Annotated in this window: 18 protein-coding genes and 2 tRNA genes; 13 read left to right on the forward strand and 7 right to left on the reverse strand. The window is 67.4% G+C overall.

The window, feature by feature from the left end:
- Positions 1-104 precede the first annotated feature (104 nt).
- Entirely contained in the window at positions 105-1,307 is a 1,203-nt protein-coding gene (locus ACFVVI_RS35330) for a M48 family metallopeptidase (protein ID WP_387449336.1), read from the reverse strand.
- A 36-nt stretch (positions 1,308-1,343) separates the two neighbouring features.
- Between ACFVVI_RS35330 and ACFVVI_RS35335 the strand changes: the two genes are divergently transcribed.
- Genes ACFVVI_RS35335 through ACFVVI_RS35345 form a run of 3 tightly spaced genes read left to right on the forward strand, consistent with a single transcriptional unit; the run spans position 1,344 to position 3,173 of the window.
- A complete protein-coding gene (locus ACFVVI_RS35335) occupies positions 1,344-1,817 on the forward strand; it encodes a ribose-5-phosphate isomerase (protein WP_378995616.1) in 474 nt (157 codons plus the stop codon).
- Positions 1,818-1,821: 4 nt separating this feature from the next.
- Entirely contained in the window at positions 1,822-2,625 is an 804-nt protein-coding gene (locus tag ACFVVI_RS35340; protein WP_378995618.1) for an Fpg/Nei family DNA glycosylase, read from the forward strand.
- Positions 2,626-2,666: 41 nt separating this feature from the next.
- Positions 2,667-3,173: an RDD family protein gene (locus tag ACFVVI_RS35345; RefSeq protein ID WP_387449340.1), complete on the forward strand. Its 507-nt coding sequence runs from the start codon at positions 2,667-2,669 to the stop codon at positions 3,171-3,173.
- 142 nt (positions 3,174-3,315) lie between these two features.
- Here ACFVVI_RS35345 and ACFVVI_RS35350 read toward each other — a convergent pair whose 3' ends face one another.
- Positions 3,316-4,272, reverse strand: a complete 957-nt coding sequence (locus ACFVVI_RS35350) for a GGDEF domain-containing protein (RefSeq protein ID WP_067456742.1) — start codon at positions 4,270-4,272, stop codon at positions 3,316-3,318.
- Between the two features lie 683 nt (positions 4,273-4,955).
- Between ACFVVI_RS35350 and ACFVVI_RS35355 the strand changes: the two genes are divergently transcribed.
- The 3 genes from ACFVVI_RS35355 to fabG all read left to right on the forward strand — a co-directional run bounded on the left by ACFVVI_RS35355 (position 4,956) and on the right by fabG (position 5,939).
- Positions 4,956-5,026, forward strand: a tRNA-Gly gene (locus ACFVVI_RS35355).
- Positions 5,027-5,068: 42 nt separating this feature from the next.
- A tRNA-Pro gene (locus ACFVVI_RS35360) sits at positions 5,069-5,145 on the forward strand.
- 35 nt (positions 5,146-5,180) lie between these two features.
- Complete coding sequence (gene fabG / locus ACFVVI_RS35365) at positions 5,181-5,939, forward strand: 3-oxoacyl-ACP reductase FabG (protein WP_378995622.1); 759 nt, start codon at positions 5,181-5,183, stop codon at positions 5,937-5,939.
- Positions 5,940-5,946: 7 nt separating this feature from the next.
- Here fabG and ACFVVI_RS35370 read toward each other — a convergent pair whose 3' ends face one another.
- From ACFVVI_RS35370 to ACFVVI_RS35380, 3 genes are all read right to left on the reverse strand, one after another.
- Positions 5,947-6,306: a hypothetical protein gene (locus ACFVVI_RS35370; RefSeq protein WP_387449345.1), complete on the reverse strand. Its 360-nt coding sequence runs from the start codon at positions 6,304-6,306 to the stop codon at positions 5,947-5,949.
- A gap of 145 nt (positions 6,307-6,451) precedes the next feature.
- The gene (locus ACFVVI_RS35375) at positions 6,452-7,255 is read right to left on the reverse strand and encodes a metallophosphoesterase (protein ID WP_379313327.1); all 804 of its coding nucleotides are present in this window, start codon (positions 7,253-7,255) and stop codon (positions 6,452-6,454) included.
- Positions 7,256-7,299: 44 nt separating this feature from the next.
- Positions 7,300-9,768 (reverse strand): phosphoketolase, encoded by a 2,469-nt coding sequence (locus ACFVVI_RS35380; RefSeq protein WP_387449349.1) that lies wholly within the window; start codon positions 9,766-9,768, stop codon positions 7,300-7,302.
- A 162-nt stretch (positions 9,769-9,930) separates the two neighbouring features.
- On the opposite strand from ACFVVI_RS35380, the gene ACFVVI_RS35385 reads away from it, so the two are divergent.
- The 5 genes from ACFVVI_RS35385 to clpX all read left to right on the forward strand — a co-directional run bounded on the left by ACFVVI_RS35385 (position 9,931) and on the right by clpX (position 14,976).
- Positions 9,931-10,479, forward strand: coding sequence for an FKBP-type peptidyl-prolyl cis-trans isomerase (locus ACFVVI_RS35385; protein WP_378995631.1), 549 nt, complete (start codon positions 9,931-9,933; stop codon positions 10,477-10,479).
- Positions 10,480-10,639: 160 nt separating this feature from the next.
- A complete protein-coding gene (gene tig, locus ACFVVI_RS35390; protein WP_387449353.1) occupies positions 10,640-12,004 on the forward strand; it encodes a trigger factor in 1,365 nt (454 codons plus the stop codon).
- A gap of 167 nt (positions 12,005-12,171) precedes the next feature.
- Positions 12,172-12,747, forward strand: a complete 576-nt coding sequence (locus tag ACFVVI_RS35395) for an ATP-dependent Clp protease proteolytic subunit (protein WP_067456898.1) — start codon at positions 12,172-12,174, stop codon at positions 12,745-12,747.
- Positions 12,748-12,790: 43 nt separating this feature from the next.
- Positions 12,791-13,453 carry an ATP-dependent Clp protease proteolytic subunit gene (locus tag ACFVVI_RS35400; RefSeq protein WP_378659420.1) on the forward strand — a complete coding sequence of 221 codons (663 nt, stop codon included), beginning with the start codon at positions 12,791-12,793 and terminating at the stop codon, positions 13,451-13,453.
- 242 nt (positions 13,454-13,695) lie between these two features.
- On the forward strand, positions 13,696-14,976 hold the full coding sequence (clpX, locus tag ACFVVI_RS35405; protein WP_378629984.1) for an ATP-dependent Clp protease ATP-binding subunit ClpX: 1,281 nt from the start codon (positions 13,696-13,698) through the stop codon (positions 14,974-14,976).
- Between the two features lie 67 nt (positions 14,977-15,043).
- On the opposite strand, the gene ACFVVI_RS35410 is transcribed toward clpX, so the two are convergent.
- Positions 15,044-15,859, reverse strand: coding sequence for a hypothetical protein (locus ACFVVI_RS35410; RefSeq protein WP_378995636.1), 816 nt, complete (start codon positions 15,857-15,859; stop codon positions 15,044-15,046).
- Positions 15,860-16,333: 474 nt separating this feature from the next.
- On the opposite strand from ACFVVI_RS35410, the gene mihF reads away from it, so the two are divergent.
- Positions 16,334-16,648 carry an integration host factor, actinobacterial type gene (mihF, locus tag ACFVVI_RS35415; RefSeq protein ID WP_019045768.1) on the forward strand — a complete coding sequence of 105 codons (315 nt, stop codon included), beginning with the start codon at positions 16,334-16,336 and terminating at the stop codon, positions 16,646-16,648.
- A 74-nt stretch (positions 16,649-16,722) separates the two neighbouring features.
- Here mihF and ACFVVI_RS35420 read toward each other — a convergent pair whose 3' ends face one another.
- The gene (locus ACFVVI_RS35420; protein WP_387449360.1) at positions 16,723-17,937 is read right to left on the reverse strand and encodes an FHA domain-containing protein; all 1,215 of its coding nucleotides are present in this window, start codon (positions 17,935-17,937) and stop codon (positions 16,723-16,725) included.
- A 180-nt stretch (positions 17,938-18,117) separates the two neighbouring features.
- Here ACFVVI_RS35420 and ACFVVI_RS35425 point away from each other — a divergent pair, with 180 nt between their 5' ends.
- Positions 18,118-19,191 (forward strand): GNAT family N-acetyltransferase, encoded by a 1,074-nt coding sequence (locus tag ACFVVI_RS35425; protein ID WP_387449364.1) that lies wholly within the window; start codon positions 18,118-18,120, stop codon positions 19,189-19,191.
- Positions 19,192-19,323 lie beyond the last annotated feature (132 nt).

Here is a 19,323-nt window from a genome sequence, read left to right on the forward strand (position 1 = left end):
CCATCTAACCCCATCTTATCCGACAACCCCCCCCCCGCCACCGCGCACCGGGACGCCGCCTTACCTGCGGGCCGGGGGGCCCCCCGGGGGCCCCCCCCGACCGATCAGACCGGCTTCGGCGGCAACGCGGGCGGCGTCGAATTCAGCGGATACCCGCCGTGCGGCGGGATCATGCCGGGATGCGGCGCACTCGGACGCCAGAACATCGGGCCCGGCCTGCTGCGATCGCGCAGCGCCCACATCCGCCAGGTGAGCACCGGGTGGCTGGCCATCGCGTTGACCAGCCAGATGAAACCACCCCGGTCGAGCGCGGCACGGTCGGCCATCTCGTCGACACCGACATCGGTGTTGAGGTACTTGCCCGCGGCGAGCGTCGCCATCGCGGTGGACGCGCCGTGCGGCCGGAAACAGAAGCCGTGATTGTCGGCGGTGTACTCCTGGGCACGGATCAGCGACGACCCGAGTATCGGCAGCCACGGTGCGACGAACATGCCCAGCTGGCGCCAATAGGAGACGTGACCAGCGGCGATATGGCCGACTTCATGCCCGATGATGAACGCGAGTCCGTCGGGCTCACGCGCCGCGCCGCCGATTTCGAACAGGTCGCTGTAGACCACGACAAACCGGCGGAACCCGTGGCCCGCGGCGAACGCGTTGATCTGGCCGTTGCCCAGGATGACGTAGGCGTCCGGCGCCTTGTACATCCCGAATCGCGCCGCCGCCTCCTGCACCATCCGGTACCCCTCGGGGAACTGGGTGGGCGACATCTTCACCCCGTTCACGCGCTGGGTCGCGAGATTCAGACCACGACCAGCCCACAGCAGCACCGGCGCGAACAACAGCAGCAGCACATACGGACTGGTGACGATCGAACTGGTCTGCTCCACACCGTGCTCGTCGACGATGGGATCGGCGAACAGCTCGACCGTCATGAGCGCGAGCGCGAGCAGGTACGCGACCGCGGTGATCATGATGACGACGATCAGCAGCGGGATCTCCCACGGATGCCGGGCGGGACGATCCCACGGCATGAGTCCGCGCGGTCGGTGCTGCGGCGGTGCGGGCGGACCGCTCGGCGGGTAGTAGCCAGGGGCGTACTGGCCGGGCGCGACCGGCGGATACGGGCCGGCCTGCGGCTGAGGTGGGCTGTCCTGCGCGGGAAATCCGCCCGTCCGCGGATCGGGCTGGGCCCACGGCGAGGGCGGCGCTGTGTCCTTGTCCAGTGACGGTGTTCGGTCGGGCTGGTGTCCGGTGTGCTCCGGCGGGGAACCTGCCGAATGCGGGGAATGCGGTTCGTGCGGGTGCATGAAACGACTCTAAGCGGGCCTGCGACAATCGCAGCCATGCGCGTTTACCTGGGTGCCGACCATGCCGGTTTCGAACTGAAGAATCACGTCAAGGCTCATCTGCAGGAGGCCGGAGTGGAGGTCGTCGACTGCGGCGCCCTCGAATACGACGCTCTCGACGACTACCCCGCCTTCTGCATCGAGGCGGCCCGACGCACCGTCGCCGATCCGGGCTCGCTCGGCCTGGTCTTCGGTGGCAGCGGCAACGGCGAGCAGATCGCCGCCAACAAGGTCGCCGGCGCTCGCTGCGCCCTGGCCTGGAGCGTCGAAACCGCGGTGCTGGCCCGCGAACACAACAACGCCAACCTGATCGGCATCGGCGGCCGCATGCACTCCACCGCCGATGCGCTGGCCATCGTCGACGCGTTCCTCGCGGCCGCGTGGTCGGACGAGGCGCGTCACCAGCGTCGCATCGACATTCTCGCCGACTACGAGAAGACCGGCATCGCCCCCGAAATCCCCGCGTACTGACGTAGTGCCGGAAGGACATACCCTCCACCGGATCGCCGACCTGCATCAGCAGCGGTTCTCCGGTGGGGTGGTGCGGGTTTCGAGTCCGCAGGGGCGGTTCGCCGAAGGGGCCGCGCTGGTGGACGGGCAGGTGCTGGAGCGGGCCGAGGCCTATGGGAAGCATCTGCTGCATCACTATGCGTCCGGATCGACGGTGCATGTGCATCTCGGGCTGTACGGCACTTTCAGCGAGGCCGAGTTGCCGATGACGGCGCCGGTCGGGCAGGTGCGTATGCGAATGCTGGGGGCCGCAACGGATTTCGGCACCGATCTGCGCGGGCCCACGGCCTGTGAAGTGCTGATGCCGCCCGAGGTGGACGCGCTCACCGCACGCCTCGGCGCCGATCCGTTGCGCGCCGACGCCGACCACGAACGAGCGGGCGCGCGAATCCGGCGCTCCCGCAGGGCGATCGGCGCACTGCTGATGGACCAAGCCCTGATCGCCGGTGTCGGCAACGTCTACCGCGCGGAAGTCCTTTTCCGCCACGGCATCTCGCCCTTCCGCCCCGGCACCTCGATCACCCCTACCGAATGGGACGCGCTCTGGGCCGACCTGGTCGACCTCATGCCGATCGGCGTCACCACCGGCCGCATGCACGTGGTTCGCCCCGAACACGACACCGGCGCACCGTCTTACACCAAAGACCGCCCCCGCACCTACGTCTACCGCCGCCAGGGCGAACCCTGCCGAGTCTGCGCCACCCCCATCGCGCACAAGGTCATGGAAGCCCGAAACCTCTTCTGGTGCCCCACCTGCCAGCCCCGCTGACAACCGCCGTGTGATTCCCGCCGGTGTGCGAGCATGATCGGATGACGCAACCCGGGCCGGAATATCATGGCGCCGATGGTGATCCGCGCTACCCGTCACCGCGCAAGTTACGCAACGTAGCGGCCAACCTCGCCGACATCGTGCTTCCCTACGGTGTGGTCGTGGTCGCGTTCGTCGCTGTTGTGCTGCTCGTCGGTCACGACTGGATGCTCGACATGGATGACCAGGCCCCGGTGATGTTCGGGTCCATGATCTTCCTGGTGATCCTGCTGGTGACCAACGCCACGGTGCTGCCGAGTGTCTTCGGCGCGACCGTCGGTCAACTTCTGATGGGCCTGAGGTGGATCCGCGGTACGGATGGCGTCAGTCCGAGCGCACGTGACATGTGGCGAGCATTCCGGCAGCACCGCATCGTTTTTCGGCTCGGCGGCGTCGCTCAGTGCGCGCCACTGATCGTCGTGGTGCGCAGATGCGACACCACCGAGGACCGGTCTGCCGTAGCGGTCGACACCCCCGGCCAGGCTGCGGTCACCTATCTCGAACACTGAGCGCACGGTCACGATGCGGGCCATCAACGCGCCGTAACCAGCCGGTGCCCCCGATGCCGAGCACGGACTCCCGCGATGTCACGACTCGATCCGGTCGAAATCGGCTGAGCCGGAACGCGAAGTGCAGGCTTCGCGATCCGACTCAGCCGGCGACCGCCGTTCCCAGTTCGGGGTCGCCCGATTCAGCGAGCGCGAAACGCCGCCCGCCCGCCGATTTCGCCGAGTACATCGCGCGGTCGGCGCGACGCAGCAGGTCGGTGAAATCGCACGTCTTTCCCGGTGGACAGAACGCGGTGCCCACGCTGGCCGAAACCGGCACGGGGCCCGCGCTCGACCACACCGGGTCGCGCAGTGCGGCGACCACGAGGTGCGCCAACTCGCCGAGGGTGTCGCGGCGGGGGTTGGCCGCCACCACGAACTCGTCGCCGCCGTATCGGCAGATCACCGTGTCGGGCGGGCACACCTCACGCAAGCGGTTGGCCAGTTCGACCAGTACCTCGTCGCCGATCGCGTGTCCGTAGCCGTCGTTGATCTGTTTGAAGCGATCCAGGTCCACCACCAGCACACCGACACCGCGGCTCGGGTCGGCGGCGAACGCGCGCACCCGTTCTTGCAGCAGCGTGCGGTTCGCGAGATCGGTGAGGGCGTCGTGGGTCGCCTCGTGGCGCAAGCGGTGCTGCAGCGCGGCGATCTCCTGTACGCGCAGTGACACTTTCGCCGAGATGTTCTGTTCCTGTTGCGCCAGAGCGCGTTCCTGCAGAGCCTGTGCGTAGCTGTCGATGGCCTGGCTGGCCACCAGCGGCCAGCGGGTCGCCACCAGCGAACCCGGAACCCCCGAGGGGAAGCCGAGCAGCCAGCGACTGGCGTGGGCCAGCATCCTGGTGCGTTCGAACGGCGCCTCGGCCAACCGCGCGCCGAGCTTGCGCGCCTGTGGAACCGGGAACGGTTCGGTCCGAGCCAGGTGCAGCAGCCGCTCGACGATGTCGACGAGCACCGGCTCCAACTGGTGCGGCGCCGTGGAAGAGCCCGGTTCGGCGCAGACCGCGCGGGCCCAGGCGCGGGCCATCGCGGCGACCGGTGGCTCGATGTGGACAGTCATCGACATCACCGGCGGTAGGTGGCGACGAACTTGCCACCTCGATCATTCGCACTGCTACGCGGTTGGGTCCACCGAGTTCGGCACACGCTCACCGCCCCCTTTCCAGATACCCCCGTCCGGCAAAAAGGATCCTAGCAAGCCACCCGAGACCGAAAAGTCACGTTCTGCAACGCGTTCTCTGGTCTCTCGCGAATGGCGATCGGGTATGACATCGCTGCAGCGTCTCCGGCGTTACATATTTCCCGAAAAGAAATTTCGTGAGCCGAAACATACAGCGTGATGCCCTCCGCTGGGCGGTGGACGTTGCGTCGCCATGGGTCCCTCCTGGCACGGGGTGCGAGTCGTGACGATGTGGCAGTAGTCGTCACGCGCATTCTCATGGTGGCCTACTCGCCGCCCACGTGCCGGGTTTTTAAGGAAAATTCTCCTATTTAATCCCCCGGTGGAGCAGGCGCCGGCCCCCATGGGCGCATCAACCATCGTCGCCGGGAGGGGGTTTCGGGGATAGGGTCATTAGGCCCTAATCGGGCATGGCGAGGGTTGGTCGCGCGAGGAGTGGGGTACACCGGCGGCCGACACGCATCAATCGGGCAGGCAGGGGCCGGATTGGCATTTTTCGCGCGGGGTTCGGTACAGTCGTGGCGCACACGACATCGTGGCGATCCCATCGATGTCGTATGCCTGCGGGTGTAGTTCAATGGTAGAACCTCAGCCTTCCAAGCTGATGGTGCGGGTTCGATTCCCGTCACCCGCTCAAACATGTATTGCCTCCACGGTGCTCTCGCCGGTGAGGTATCGGGGTGTAGCGCAGCTTGGTAGCGCATCCGCTTTGGGAGCGGAGGGTCGCAGGTTCAAATCCTGTCACCCCGACCATCACCATTCGCCCAGCTCAGGCTTGTAGGAGACGGATGCCCACGCAACGCAAGGTCGCGATCGTCACCGGAGCCGCCCGTGGCATCGGCGCCGCAGTGGCCACGAAGCTCGCCGCCGACGGATACGCCGTCGCCGTCCTCGATCTCGACGAAGCCGCCTGCGCGGGCACCGTCGCCGCCATCGAGGCCGCCGGGGGCGCCGCCCTCGCGGTGGGTGCCGACGTGGCCGACGAAGCGGCCGTCGCCGCCGCGGTGGAGCGGATCGCCACCGAGCTCGGCGCGCCGACCGTGCTGGTCAACAACGCGGGCGTGCTGCGCGACAACCTGCTGTTCAAGATGTCGGTCGACGACTGGGACACCGTCATGAACGTGCACCTGCGCGGTGCCTTCCTGATGACCCGCGCCGTGCAGAAGTACATGGTCGAGGCCAAGTTCGGTCGCATCGTCAACCTGTCGAGCACCTCGGCACTCGGCAACCGCGGCCAGGCCAACTACGCCGCGGCCAAGGCGGGCATGCAGGGGTTCACCAAGACCCTCGCCTTCGAACTCGGCAAATTCGGCGTCACCGCCAACGCGATCGCGCCCGGCTTCATCGAAACCGAGATGACCGCGGCCACCGCCGCCCGGGTCGGCGCGGACTTCGAGGCCTTCAAGGCCGCTGCGGCCGCGCAGATCCCGGTGAACCGGGTCGGCACGCCCGAAGACATCGCCAACACCGCCGCGTTCTTCGTGAGCGAGGGCGCCGGCTTCGTCTCGGGCCAGGTCATCTACGTGGCCGGTGGCCCGAAAGACTGAACGTCGGTCAGGCGCAGCCGAACCGGAAGTCCGCCCGCGCCTCCGTACCCGCGGCCACGGTGACCCGCACCGGCTCGGTGACGGCCAACCCGCAGCCGCCGGGCACCGTCACCACCTTCGCCTCGTAACACCCCGCGGGCAGCGCCACCGTGGCGCGCCCGTCGGCCCCGCTGACCAGCGTCGCGACCACCTGTTTCGCCTCGCACGGCGTCACCTCGATATCGGCCCGGTTCACCGGAACCGGCTCCCGTCCGGTGAACGTCCACGCCGTCAGCGTCCCCGTCCCCAGCGGTGCTGGATCGGCGCTCGCGACACCGCTGACCATGAGCGGAGCGAATACGGACAGAGCGAGAAATGTACGGCGCATGAACCTCTCCTCGTCGATGAGTCGGGTCGTCCGCTGCTGATGGTAGGCCCATCGGGTTGGAAATCCGCACGTCACACCCGGGTTCGACGTTGACGATTCGGCGACGGGTCCCGGCGCCCGGCGCTGCGGTGTCGCGTCGACAGGCTCAGTCGGGCACGGGCGTGATGCCCGCGCGTTCACTCCAGACCTGCTCGGCGGGGACGGAGATCGTGGTCATCTCGGGGTAGCGCAGGGCGGAGAGGGTGCCGCCGAAGACGGCGCCGGTGTCCAGGCAGAGGGTGTTGTTGACCCAGGTCAAGGTGTGGACCGGTGTGTGGCCGTAGAGGACCGTGGGGGCGCCCCGATAGTCCTTGGCCCAGTCGTAGCGGACGGGATAGCCGTGTTCGTCGAGCTCACCGGTGGGGGCGCCGTAGAGGGCGAAGGAGCGGGCTCGGCCCGACGTGCTGCCGTGCAGGCTCTCGGGCAGACCCGCGTGGGCCACGACCAGCGCGCCGCCGTCGAGGAGGTAGTGGCTCGGCAGGGTGCCGAGGAAAGCGTGTGCGGCCGTACGGAATTCGAGGTCTTCGTCGGCCAGTTGGGACAGCGACTGTTCGAGGCCGTGCGCGATGCGGACATTGCGGCCGTCGAGGGCGCGCATCAGCTTGTGATCGTGGTTGCCGGTGACGCACAGGGCGGTTCTCGCGGCCACCATCCCCATCACCAGACGCAGCACCCCGGGTGTGTCGGGGCCCCGGTCGACGAGGTCGCCGACGAAGACCACGGTGCGCTCGCCGGGGTGGGCGGCGCCGATCGGTCGGCCGCGGTCGTCACGGTCCAGGACGTAGCCGAGTTCGCCGAGCAGGGTCTCCAATTCGGAGCGGCAGCCGTGGACGTCGCCGATCACGTCGAACGGTCCGGTCAGATCGCGGCGATCGCGGGGGAGGAGCTCGGTGCGGCGGGATTCGGTCATATCCCTTCCATCGTCGTGCAGGGCGGGCCCGCGCCGCAACCGTGTTACCGCGCGGTGGGAATCGCCGAGTCGGGCCAGACCCAATCGGCCACGACCGGGATATCGGCGCCCTGTTCGCGGGTCCAGCGGCGCGCGATCAACCGGGCGTCGACGATCTCCTGGCGCAGACCCGCCGCCCGCTCGCGCAGCCCCGGAACACGGTCGATCACGTCGAGCACCAGATGGAAGCGGTCCAGATCGTTGAGCATCACCATGTCGAAGGGCGTGGTGGTGGTGCCCTTCTCCTTGTAACCGCGCACGTGCAGGTTGGCGTGGTTGGTGCGGCTGTAGGTGAGCCGGTGCACCAGCCACGGGTAGCCGTGGAAGGCGAAGATCACCGGGCGGTCGGTGGTGAACAGGGCATCGAACTCGGCGTCGGGCAGGCCGTGCGGGTGCTCGTCCGCGGGCAGCATGCGCATCAGGTCGACGACATTGACGAACCGAATCCGCAGGTCCGGCAGCCGATCTCGGAGGATCGCCACCGCGGCCAGAGTTTCCAGGGTCGGCACATCGCCCGCGCATCCGAGCACGACATCGGGCGTGGTGCCGGGGTCGTCGTTGTGACACGCCCACTCCCAGATTCCGAGGCCGCGAGTGCAGTGCAGCCCCGCCTCCTCGGCCGAAAGCCAGTCCGGCCCCGGCTGTTTGCCCGCCACGACCACGTTCGCGTAGTGCAGCGATCGCAGGCAGTGGTCGTAGGTCGACAGCAGGGTATTGGCATCCGGCGGCAGATACACGCGCACGATATCGGGGCTCTTGTTCGCCACTACGTCGAGGAAACCGGGATCCTGATGGGTGAACCCGTTGTGGTCCTGACGCCACACATGCGAGGTGAGCAGGTAGTTCAGGCTGGGGATCTTGCGCCGCCACGGCACCGCCGAGCTGGCATCGAGCCATTTGGCGTGCTGATTGAACATGGCGTCGACGATGTGGATGAACGCTTCGTAGCAGGTGAAGACGCCGTGGCGGCCGGTCAGCAGATAGCCCTCCAGCAGGCCCTCGCACATGTGCTCCGACAGCACTTCGACCGCGCGCCCGACCGTCGACAGATCCACGTCCCAGCGCCCGACTTCCTCCTGCCAGTCGCGTCCGGTCACCTCGAGAATGTCCTGCAACCGATTGCTGACCAGTTCGTCGGGGGCGAAGGTGAGGAAGTTGTGCGGATTGCGGGCGGTGACATCGCGCAGCCAGCCGCCGAGGACCCTGGTGGCCTCGTGCTCACCCGCACCTGGCGACACGACGTCCACGCAGTAGTCGCGCCAGTCGGGTAGGTCGAGATCGCGAATCAGCAAGCCGCCGTTGGCAACCGGGTTCAGGCTCATCGGATTCGCGGGCACCTGCTGGAGCAGGGCCGGTACCGGCGACCCGTCCCGGCCGAACAGTTCCTCCGGCCGATACGACCGCAACCACAGCTCCAGCACCCGCCGGTGCTCGGAGTCGGTGCGCGCGTTCGGCAGCGGCACCTGATGGGCGCGGAACGTGCCCTCCACCCGTTGGCCGTCGACCACCGGGGGACAGGTCCAGCCCTTCGGCGTGTGCATCACGATCATCGGCCAGCGCGGACGTTTCGTGTCCCCGTCCTCGCGGGCCGCCCGCTGGAACTGCGCGATCCGGTCCACGCAGGTGTTCATCGCGGCGGCCATCGCCTGGTGGACCGGTGCGGGGTCGTTGCCGGAGACGATCAGCGGTTCGTAGCCGTAGCCACGGAGCAGCTCGATCAGTTCTTCCTCGGGAACGCGGGCGAGGATCGTCGGATTGGCGATCTTGTACTCGTTGAGCGCGAGGATCGGCACCACCGCGCCATCGCGCCCCGCGTTGAGGAATTTGTTCGCGTGCCAGCTGCCCGCCAGCGGACCGGTCTCGGCTTCGCCGTCACCGACGACACAGAACACGACGAGATCGGGGTTGTCCAGGGCGGCGCCGTAGGCGTGCAGCAGCGAGTAGCCGAGCTCACCGCCCTCGTGGAAGGACCCCGGCGTCTCCGGCGCGCAGTGGCTCGGCACACCGCCGGGGAAGGAGAACCGATGGAAGAATCGGCGCATGCCGTCGACGTCGCGAGGGATGTCCGGCTCGAGCTGGGCGTAGGCGTCTTCCAGCCACGCGCAGGCGTTGGGGCCGGGGCCGCCGTGACCGGGGCCCGCGACATAGACCGCGTTCAGGCCGCGGTCCCGGATCACCCGATTGGCGTGGGCCCACACCAGATTCAGGCCGGGCACGGTGCCGAAGTGGCCGAGCAGGCGCGGCTTGATGTCGTCGGGGACCAGCGGGGTGCGTAGCAGCGGATTGCTCATCAGATAGATCTGGCCGACCGCGAGATAATTCGACGCCCGCCACCACGCGTCGACGGCGACGAGTTCCTCGCGCGAGAGCGGACCGGGCGCGTCGGTGAGGACGTAGGGCTTCGGGGCGATGGTCTCGCCCTGACCGTCTCCCACATTGTCCGCCGCGGTGTCGCCCACGGTGGTTTCGGTCATCGCGGACTCCTCGAACTCGATGAGGTCACGGCGCCGTCCGCGCCGCGGGGGCCTGCACGGGCGCCGATCGAGGACCGGCGACACCGGTGGAGAAACGCACCGCCGAGCCTACCGTCGTGCCGGTTCCCGACGCCGCAACGGCGGTCGATTACTCTGCGGGCCATGCATTCTCTCGGCAGGATCATCGGAATCGGACTCGTCGCGGCCGCCGCGATCACGACAGCGGCCTGCGGCTCCGACACGGATTCGAGCAGCGCGCCGAGCTCGAGCGCGGCCGGCGGGAGCTCCGCGAGCACAGGTCGCGAATGCACCGCCGACGACGTGAAAGTCAGCGGCGGTTACGGCGAGGCGCCCAAGATCACCATCCCCGACAGCTGTGACCCGCCCAAGACTCTGATCACCAAGGACCTGGTGGTGGGCACCGGGCCGGGCGCGGTGGCCGGCCAGCCGCTGACGATGAACTACGAGCTGGTCACCTGGTCGGACAAGCAGGTACTCGACAGCTCCTTCCAGCGTGGTAAGCCGTTCGGGCTCACCCTCGGCGCGGGCCAGGTCATCCAGGGCTGGGACGAGGGGCTGATCGGCGTGCAGCAGGGCACGCGCAGGCTGCTGATCGTGCCGCCGAACCTCGGCTACGGCGAGGGCGGCAACGGTGTGCCGCCGAACGAGACATTGGTCTTCGTGACCGACGCCGTGCAGGTCGGCCGCTAGCGGCACCCTCAACCAAACACCGATTGCGCGACCGCGCAGGCGGTCAACTACCCTGGTCGGGATGCGCATTGTGCGCCGCACCTGGCTTAGCCGTGCCTGACTATGGCGCGTCGCCCCCTGTGGGGACACCACCATGAACTACGAACCAAGGAGTATGTCCGTGAAGAGCACCGTCGAGCAGCTGAGCCCGACCCGGGTCCGGATCAACGTCGAGGTGCCCTTCGAGGAGCTGAAGCCCGACTTCGACAAGGCCTACAAGGCGCTGGCGCAGCAGGTCAAGATCCCCGGCTTCCGTCCCGGCAAGGCTCCGGCCAAGCTGATCGAGACCCGTGTCGGCCGTGGCGCCGTGCTCGAGCAGGTCGTCAACGACGCACTGCCGAACAAGTACGCCGAGGCCATCCAGACCTCGGAGGTCAAGGTCATCGGCCAGCCCGAGATCGAGATCACCAAGATCGAAGACGGCGAAGAGTTGGCGTTCACCGCCGAGGTCGACGTGCGCCCCGAGATCGCCCTGCCCGACTACTCGGGCATCGAGGTGACCGTCGATTCCTTCACCATCGGTGACGACGACATCGAGGAGCAGCTCACCTCGCTGCGTCAGCGCTTCGGCACCCTCACCGGTGTCGAGCGTGCCGTGGCCGATGGCGACTTCGTGTCGATCGACCTGTCGGCCACCGTCGACGGTGAGGACGTCCCCGAGGCGGCCACCACCGGGCTGTCGCACGAGGTCGGTTCGGGTCAGCTGATCGAGGGCCTCGACGAGGCCGTCATCGGCCTGAAGGCCGGCGAGTCCGCCGAGTTCACCTCCACCCTGGTGGCGGGCGACCACGCGGGCAAGGAAGCCGTGATCACCGTGACCGTGCAGTCGGTCAAGGAGCGCGAGCTGCCCGAGGCCGACGACGAGTTCGCCCAGCTGGCCAGCGAGTTCGACACCATCGACGAGCTCAAGGAAGACCTGAAGGGCCGCGTCGAGCGCGTCAAGAAGGTCGAGCAGGCCGGTTCCATCCGTGACAAGGTGCTCGACACCCTGCTCGAGACCGTCGAGGTCCCGCTGCCCGAGGCCGTCGTCAAGGCCGAGGTCGACGCCGTGGTCCACGACGCCGTCCACGGTTTCGACCACGACGAGGCCAAGCTGGCCGAGGCGCTCGAGGCGCAGGGCTCCTCCCGCGAGGAGTTCGACAAGGACACCCAGGAAGCCGCCGAGAAGTCGGTGAAGACCCAGCTGCTGCTCGATGCCATCGCCGAGGCCGAGAACACGCAGGTCGGCCAGCAGGAGCTGACCGAGCGAATCCTGTTCCAGGCACAGCGTTACGGCATGTCGCCGGAGCAGTTCATCCAGCAGGTGCAGCAGGCGGGCCAGCTGGGCGCGGTCTTCGCCGACGTGCGACGCGGCAAGGCGCTGGCCGGAGTTGTCGGTCAGGTGAAGGTCACCGACTCCGAGGGCAATGTGGTCGACACCACCGAAATGTTCGGTGACCCTGCGGAATCCGCTGACATCGAGCTGGACGAAGCCGCTGCCGAGTAGGTTTCGGCGGCGTGATTTGATTGCGCTGTGAGCGAAGAAGGGCGGTGCCGGGAGTTCGGCGCCGCCCTCCTTCGTTAGTGTTTGTGACGACGAACCGTATTCGTATGGCCGTAGCAATCGGTGAGAAGAGAAGGCAGGTATCCGTGACGATCAACCAGGCAGGGGTCATGACAGCCGCTACCGCTGGACTCAACCTCAGTGATTCCGTATACGAACGGCTGCTTCGCGAGCGCATCATCTTCCTGGGCACCCAGGTCGACGATGAGATCGCGAACAAGATCTGCGCGCAGATCCTGCTGCTCTCGGCCGAGGACGCGACGAAGGACATCGCGCTCTACATCAACTCGCCCGGTGGCTCGGTCACTGCGGGCATGGCCATCTACGACACGATGCAGTTCGCCGAGTGCGACATCAAGACCGTCGCGATGGGTCTGGCCGCATCGATGGGACAGTTCCTGCTCACCGCGGGCACCAAGGGCAAGCGTTTCGCGCTGCCGCACACCCGGATCATGATGCACCAGCCGTCGGCGGGCATCGGTGGTTCGGCGGCCGATATCGCGATCATGGCCGAGCAGTTCGCCCACACCAAGCGTGAGCTCAACGAACTGCAGTCGCTGCACACCGGCAAGTCGGTGGAGCAGGTGACCGAGGACGCGGACCGCGACCGCTGGTTCACGGCGAAGGAAGCCCTGGAATACGGCTTCATCGACCACGTGGTCACGCACGCGAACCAGGCGAAGTAACCGCCGCCGTCCCCCCTCACTCGAGACAAGCTTGGAGATAAAGATGGCCAACCTCTTCGACCCGCGCGCCGGCCACGGCTCCGGTGCGAGCCTGCCGCAGTCGCGCTACATCCTGCCGCAGTTCACCGAGCAGACTTCGTTCGGCGTCAAGACTTCCGACCCGTACAACAAGCTGTTCGAAGAGCGCATCATCTTCCTGGGCAACCAGGTCGACGACGTGTCCGCGAACGACATCATGGCGCAGCTGCTGGTGCTGGAGTCCCAGGACCCCGACCGCGACATCACCATGTACATCAACTCGCCCGGTGGTTCGTTCACCGCGCTGATGGCGATCTACGACACCATGCAGTACGTGCGCCCCGACGTGGTGACGGTCTGCCTGGGTCAGGCGGCCTCGGCCGCCGCGGTGCTGCTGGCCGCGGGCGCTCCCGGCAAGCGCGCCGCGCTGCCCAACGCGCGCATCCTGATCCACCAGCCGTCCTCCGGCGGTGTGCAGGGCCAGGTATCCGACCTCGAGATCGCCGCGGCCGAGATCGAGCGGATGCGTCGCCTGATGGAAGTCACCATCTCGCGCCACACCGGCAAGCCCGAGGAGCAGGTGCGCAAGGACACCGACCGTGACAAGATCCTGACCGCCGAGGAAGCCAAGGAATACGGCATCATCGACCAGGTCTTCGATTACCGGAAGCTCAGCGGACAGAAGTGACACGCCCGGGCCCGCTGTCCTGATCTGGGCGGCGGGCCCGGCTTTTTCAGCCGCGGTGGCTCACAATGGTGAGGACCCGCACAACCCTTCACATCGAACATGCGCGAGTTGTCGACCTGTCTCGCGCACACCAGGTACGGTCGACTCAGGGACCATTGCTCTGATTGACGGCACCGAGACGTATTTCCGGCCCAATCGGGGGACGACGGTCGCACTCGGACAAGGAAGTAGGGACCTACGAGATGGCGCGCATCGGAGACGGCGGCGATCTGCTGAAGTGCTCGTTCTGCGGAAAGAGCCAGAAGCAGGTCAAGAAGCTCATCGCGGGCCCTGGGGTGTATATCTGCGACGAGTGCATCGACCTGTGCAACGAGATCATCGAAGAAGAGCTGGCCGAGTCGAGCGAAGTGAAGCTCGACGAGTTGCCCAAGCCTTCGGAGATCCGGGATTTCCTCGAGAACTACGTGATCGGCCAGGACACCGCCAAGCGGACCCTCGCCGTCGCGGTCTACAACCACTACAAGCGCATTCAGGCGGGCGACAAGGGCCGCGACAGCCGCGGTGAGGCCGTCGAGCTGATGAAGTCGAACATCCTGATGCTCGGCCCCACCGGTTGCGGCAAGACCTACCTCGCGCAGACCCTGGCCAAGATGCTGAACGTGCCGTTCGCCATCGCCGATGCCACCGCGCTCACCGAGGCGGGCTATGTGGGTGAGGATGTCGAGAACATCCTGCTGAAGCTGATCCAGGCTGCCGACTACGACGTCAAGCGCGCCGAGACCGGCATCATCTACATCGACGAGGTCGACAAGATCGCCCGCAAGAGCGAGAACCCGTCGATCACCCGCGATGTGTCGGGCGAGGGCGTGCAGCAGGCGCTGCTGAAGATCCTGGAGGGCACCCAGGCGAGTGTGCCGCCGCAGGGCGGTCGTAAGCACCCGCACCAGGAGTTCATCCAGATCGACACCACCAACGTGCTGTTCATCGTGGCGGGCGCGTTCGCGGGCCTGGAGAAGATCATCTCCGACCGCACCGGTCACCGCGGCATCGGCTTCGGCGCCGAGGTGCGCTCCAAGGCCGAGGTCGACACCGACGACCACTTCGCCGATGTGATGCCCGAGGATCTGATCAAGTTCGGTCTGATCCCCGAGTTCATCGGCCGCCTGCCGATCGTCGCCTCGGTGACGAACCTGGACAAGGAATCGCTGGTCACTATTCTCTCCGAGCCGAAGAACGCACTGGTCAAGCAGTACGTTCGCCTGTTCGAGATGGACGGCGTCGACCTCGAGTTCACCGCCGACGCCCTCGAAGCGATCGCCGATCAGGCGATCCTGCGCGGCACCGGTGCTCGCGGCCTGCGCGCCATCATGGAAGAGGTCCTGCTGCCGGTGATGTACGACATCCCCGGCCGTGACGACGTCGCCAAGGTGGTCGTGAACGCTGACACCGTCATCGACAACGTCCTCCCGACGATCGTGCCGCGCAAGGCGCAGCGTCCGGAGCGTCGCGAGAAGTCGGCGTAACAAACCAACGGCAAAGGGCCCCTTCGGATCTGATTCGGAGGGGCCCTTCGCTGTGCGTCGGTGGAAGCTAGGTGACGGCCGGATTACCCAGGCTCGGCGCGGCCAGGGGATCGTCGGCGTCGTCGGCCGGGATCTCCGCGCTGGCACGGACGATCGCGGTGCTGTAGCGGGCGCTGGCGGCATTGTGGATGAGCAGTGCGACACCGATCATCACCGGGGCCACCGCGTGCACAGCGGCGTCGTACCAGTGCTGTGCGCTCAGGTGTGGATAGGTGTTGAGGGCGATGGTCAGCGTGAGCAGGAACAGCTCGGCGATCAGCACCTGGTTGCGGTTGCCCATCACGCCCCACTCGGCCACTCGCGTGGTGCCGATCATGATGATGATCAGGCACACGCTGATCATCGCCTCCAGGCCGAAGCTGGCCCAGTAGAGCGGGTCGGTGGGTCCGCCGGGGGCGATGTTGTGCTGGACGTTCACCGCCGACCACAGCATCCCCGTGATCACCACGCCGGCCAGCGCCCGCAGCGACCAGGTGCGGTGCTGATAGAGCGAGGCGAGGCGGGCGCGCGGGTTGGACTCGCGACGTTGCGCGGCGATGGCCTTGCGGGCCAGCATCAGGTCCGACATCTCGGCCCGCTCGAGCTCCGCGGTGGTGTCACGCAAGCGGTCGGCATGCGAGGAGGCGGCCTTGATGTGCTTCCAGCGCTGATCGCGCTCGTAGGTGCGGATCTTTTCGGCGAGTTCGCGCTCCGCGCGCAACTCGTCTTCGGACAGCGCGTCGGTCAGTGCCGGGTCGGACTGATAGGCGATGCGACGCCTGGCCCGTTCCACCCGTACGGGTAGAGCGGTGACCTCATGGTCGAGCGGGTGTTCCTCGCGCATCGCAACTCCAGGTAGCAAAAGGGTTCGCCGGGTCGCGTCATTGTTGCGCATCGAGCGGGCAGAGAACACCCGCGGGCCTGAATTGCTCGACCCGCAGGCGCTGAAAATGTCTGGCGCACAACTGTGTAGCTGTCGATGTAGCGCAACGGGAGACGGTGACGACCGTTCGAGAACGGGTCGCGCCCGGGCCGAGGAGCTTCGTCGATCCTCCGTGGTTCGCCGTTGAACCTTGATCCCGCAAAAGTGCTTCTGATGATGTGTCGTTGCTGGTCACCGCGGTGTTACGCCCTCCTGAACCGCCCGTCATTTCGTCCGTTTGGTCCGTCTTGCAGGGCCTTCACTGAATACGACGGGTTCGGCAAGCAAAACTCATCGGCGTATCCTCGCGGTGTGTCGGACTGGTGCTGCCGATTTCGTGCTGTTTACTCGGTCCGTCAATCAGATGTTCGAGTGACGAGTGGAAGCGGAGGAGACATGGCACTGCCTACGATGACCGCCGAACAGCGCACCGAGGCGTTGGCCAAAGCGGCTGCCGTGCGCAAGGCGCGCTCGGAACTGATCGGCAAGGTGAAGGAGGGCAAGGTCACCGTCGCCGATCTGCTCAAGAAAGCCGACAGCGACGACCTGGTGAAGAAGACCAAGGTCGCTGCCGTGATCAAGGCACTGCCGGGCGTCGGTCCGGTCAAGGCCGCCAAGCTGATGGACCAGGCCGAGATTCCCGAGGATCGCCGTATCGGCGGCCTGGGTGCTCGTCAGCGCGCGGCCCTGCTCGACGCCCTCGAGGCCTGAGCCGATTCGCGATCCGACGCCCGTGGAGCTGGATGCACGGGCGTCGGGATGGTCTGTGATTCGTAGTAGGTGATTTACACGCAGTAGGTCAGCAGGAAGTCGTTGATCCGCAGGCGCCATCCCGGTTGCAACTCGATCGGGAGGGTGCCGACGCGAGACCAGCGTTCGCTGTCGGGGGCGGCGAAGAAGGTTCCGGAGGTCGCGGGGGCCTCGCGGACGAACACCTTGCCACGGTCGGGGGCGACGAAGGCATGGACCCGCGAGACGAGCCGATCGCGTTCGATCAGTATCGGCGTCGCCGCGGAAGCGCGAACCGATTCTTCCCCCGAGGGGTTGCGGCCGAGGACATAGGGCCGGTCCAGTGGGTAGCTCAGCCCGTCTTCGGTGACCAGGGCGCCCCGCGAACCACTGTGGGACGGCGCGCCCTTGCTCAACGCGACCGGTTCGGCGCGCTGGGCGGCATCGAGTGCTTGGGACCAGGCGCGGGGCGCGTTGGCGGCGGGTGAGCTGCGCGGGCCCGTGCTCACGGTGACGCTTTCGGAGTTGCTCGATCCGGTGCCTGCGACATCGCCGGTGGTCGGCCGGCTGCCCGTGCTCACCGTCTCGCTGTCGGGTCGGCCGGCGTCGGGCTGGAAACCGGAGGTCGCGGGTTGGTCGGGTGTCGGCGCCGGAAATCCCGCCGTGGCCGGGAGCGCGTCGCTGGTGTCGGTGGATCGCGCGGTCGGTGGGCGCAGGGCTTGGAAGCCGGTGGCCTCCGTCGGGGCGGGCTCGTCGACGGATTCGACCCGGCGCGGTGGGGGATTGCGACGCCTGCCCAGGTTGAGCACGAAACCGTTGCCGGTGACGATGCCCGCGCGCAGGTCGGTGCGGGGATTGGCGCTGGTGGGGTCGGCCATCTCGGCGCCGACCGCGATCCGGCGGACAGGTTCGCGGATGATCTCGTCGACCCAGGTGAAGGCCCGGTCGCCGGCGAGGCGGCGGTTGCCCTCCGCACCGGAGATCTCGGCGATCACCGCGCCGCGCAACAGGATCAGCATCCCGTCGGCGGTCGGGGCGAGCACACCGAAAGGCGGTGGGGCAGAAGCGCCGCCGAACACCACGCCCGCCAGGCGCTGCGCCAGGGCCGCACCGGGCGCGCTCGCCGCGGTGTTGTTGGCGACGGTTTCCACCGCACCGAGTAACCGATCGGTCGACGGTGTCTCCCCGGCCAGATAGACGACGACATCGCCGAATCGAGCGACGATCCCGGTCCCCGGCACGATGGCCACGGTGGACGAATGCGCGTGCATCAACGCCTCCTTGTCGGACTGGCCTTCACCGCTGCCTCGGCCGACCCCGCTGTGCGGCAGACCGCGACCTTGGTCTCCGCCGCCAGCATAGATGGACCGGCGCCCGGGGATAAGGTCCGAAGGTAAATTTCGAACGGCGTTCGTACCAAACGATGTTCGTCAGCCGCGTAGGATCGGCGCATGAACGCCGCACCCGTCAGTCGCCGGGCCCGACCGGCGAAAGTCCCGTTGAGCCGCGAACTCGTGATCGAGACCGGACTGCGCATCCTCGACACCGAGGGCGCGGCCGCGCTCACCATGCGCCGGGTCGCCAAGGAACTCGACACCGGCGCCGCGTCGCTGTACGTCTACCTCGCCCATCGCGACGACCTGCTGACCGGCATGCTCGACCACGTTCTGTCCCAGGTCAAGGCGCCCACCGAGGGTGACTGGCGTACCAGGGTGACCCAGCTGGTCGAGTCCGCGATCGAGGCTCTCGGCCGCCACGACGGTCTGGCGCTCGTCGCCTTCGGCCGATTCCCCACCACCGAACACGCCCTCGGCCTGATCGAGCAGTTGCTGGCCCTCCTGCGCGACGGCGGCCTCGATCCCGCGACCTCGACCTGGGCCGTGGACCTGATCTACCGGCATATCGCCGCCGAATCCGTACAGCGCACCGCCGGTGACATCCGTGCGCGCTGGGGCCTGCGCGCGCTGCTCAACGGGATCATCGCCACTCCGGTGGCCGGTGGACCAGCCCGGCTCGCGCGCGAGGACGAGATCGCGGCGCTGCAGGAGATCGAGCGGCGGGCCGGTGCGCCGTTCGCCGAGGTGGGCATGACCGCGATCGCCGAGGACGAGCCGCCCTCGCGAGAGGTGTTGCGGGCCTTCGTCGTCGAGGGGCGGGCGTGGGTGTGGCCGGACGACGACGATCAGCCGATCGGCTACCTGGTTCTCGGGCTGGTCGACGGGCAGCCTCATATCGATCAGGTTTCCGTCGACCCGGCCCATGCGGGGGCGCGGATCGGCAAGCGGCTGATCGACCATGCGGTGGCGTGGTCCAAGAGCAACGGCCTGGAGGAGATCACGCTCACCACGTTCACCCAGGTGCCGTGGAACGGTCCGTATTACGAACGTCTCGGGTTCACCTACATCCTGCCTGCTGACGAAACTCCTGGGTTGCGGGCGATACGTGCCAGTGAGATCGCTCATGGGCTCGACGAATGGCCGCGGGCTTGTATGGGGGCTGACCTGGCTGGTTGGAGAAGTGACTGATCAGGGGTTGGGGTAGTCCCGGGACGGTTTGAGGCTGTGTTTGTTGGCGCGCTGGCGCGCGCGTGTCCGCGGCCCTGAGGGGCCGCCGGTCAGGCACCGGGGCTTGCTCCTTCGTCGCCTACGCCCCGGCGC

Source organism: Nocardia sp. NPDC058114, assembly GCF_042884695.1.
In the GTDB taxonomy this organism is placed as follows: domain Bacteria; phylum Actinomycetota; class Actinomycetes; order Mycobacteriales; family Mycobacteriaceae; genus Nocardia.

Coding starts and splice junctions, on each gene's coding strand:
- ACFVVI_RS35370 (WP_387449345.1), bottom strand. CDS start 6,306: ATGCGCCGTACATTTCTCGCTCTGTCCGTATTCGCTCCGCTCATGGTC.
- ACFVVI_RS35400 (WP_378659420.1), top strand. CDS start 12,791: ATGGCCAACCTCTTCGACCCGCGCGCCGGCCACGGCTCCGGTGCGAGC.
- ACFVVI_RS35385 (WP_378995631.1), top strand. CDS start 9,931: ATGCATTCTCTCGGCAGGATCATCGGAATCGGACTCGTCGCGGCCGCC.
- ACFVVI_RS35335 (WP_378995616.1), top strand. CDS start 1,344: ATGCGCGTTTACCTGGGTGCCGACCATGCCGGTTTCGAACTGAAGAAT.
- mihF (WP_019045768.1), top strand. CDS start 16,334: ATGGCACTGCCTACGATGACCGCCGAACAGCGCACCGAGGCGTTGGCC.
- fabG (WP_378995622.1), top strand. CDS start 5,181: ATGCCCACGCAACGCAAGGTCGCGATCGTCACCGGAGCCGCCCGTGGC.
- ACFVVI_RS35380 (WP_387449349.1), bottom strand. CDS start 9,768: ATGACCGAAACCACCGTGGGCGACACCGCGGCGGACAATGTGGGAGAC.
- clpX (WP_378629984.1), top strand. CDS start 13,696: ATGGCGCGCATCGGAGACGGCGGCGATCTGCTGAAGTGCTCGTTCTGC.
- ACFVVI_RS35420 (WP_387449360.1), bottom strand. CDS start 17,937: ATGCACGCGCATTCGTCCACCGTGGCCATCGTGCCGGGGACCGGGATC.
- ACFVVI_RS35330 (WP_387449336.1), bottom strand. CDS start 1,307: ATGCACCCGCACGAACCGCATTCCCCGCATTCGGCAGGTTCCCCGCCG.
- ACFVVI_RS35345 (WP_387449340.1), top strand. CDS start 2,667: ATGACGCAACCCGGGCCGGAATATCATGGCGCCGATGGTGATCCGCGC.
- ACFVVI_RS35425 (WP_387449364.1), top strand. CDS start 18,118: ATGAACGCCGCACCCGTCAGTCGCCGGGCCCGACCGGCGAAAGTCCCG.
- ACFVVI_RS35395 (WP_067456898.1), top strand. CDS start 12,172: ATGACAGCCGCTACCGCTGGACTCAACCTCAGTGATTCCGTATACGAA.
- ACFVVI_RS35410 (WP_378995636.1), bottom strand. CDS start 15,859: ATGCGCGAGGAACACCCGCTCGACCATGAGGTCACCGCTCTACCCGTA.
- ACFVVI_RS35375 (WP_379313327.1), bottom strand. CDS start 7,255: ATGACCGAATCCCGCCGCACCGAGCTCCTCCCCCGCGATCGCCGCGAT.
- ACFVVI_RS35350 (WP_067456742.1), bottom strand. CDS start 4,272: ATGACTGTCCACATCGAGCCACCGGTCGCCGCGATGGCCCGCGCCTGG.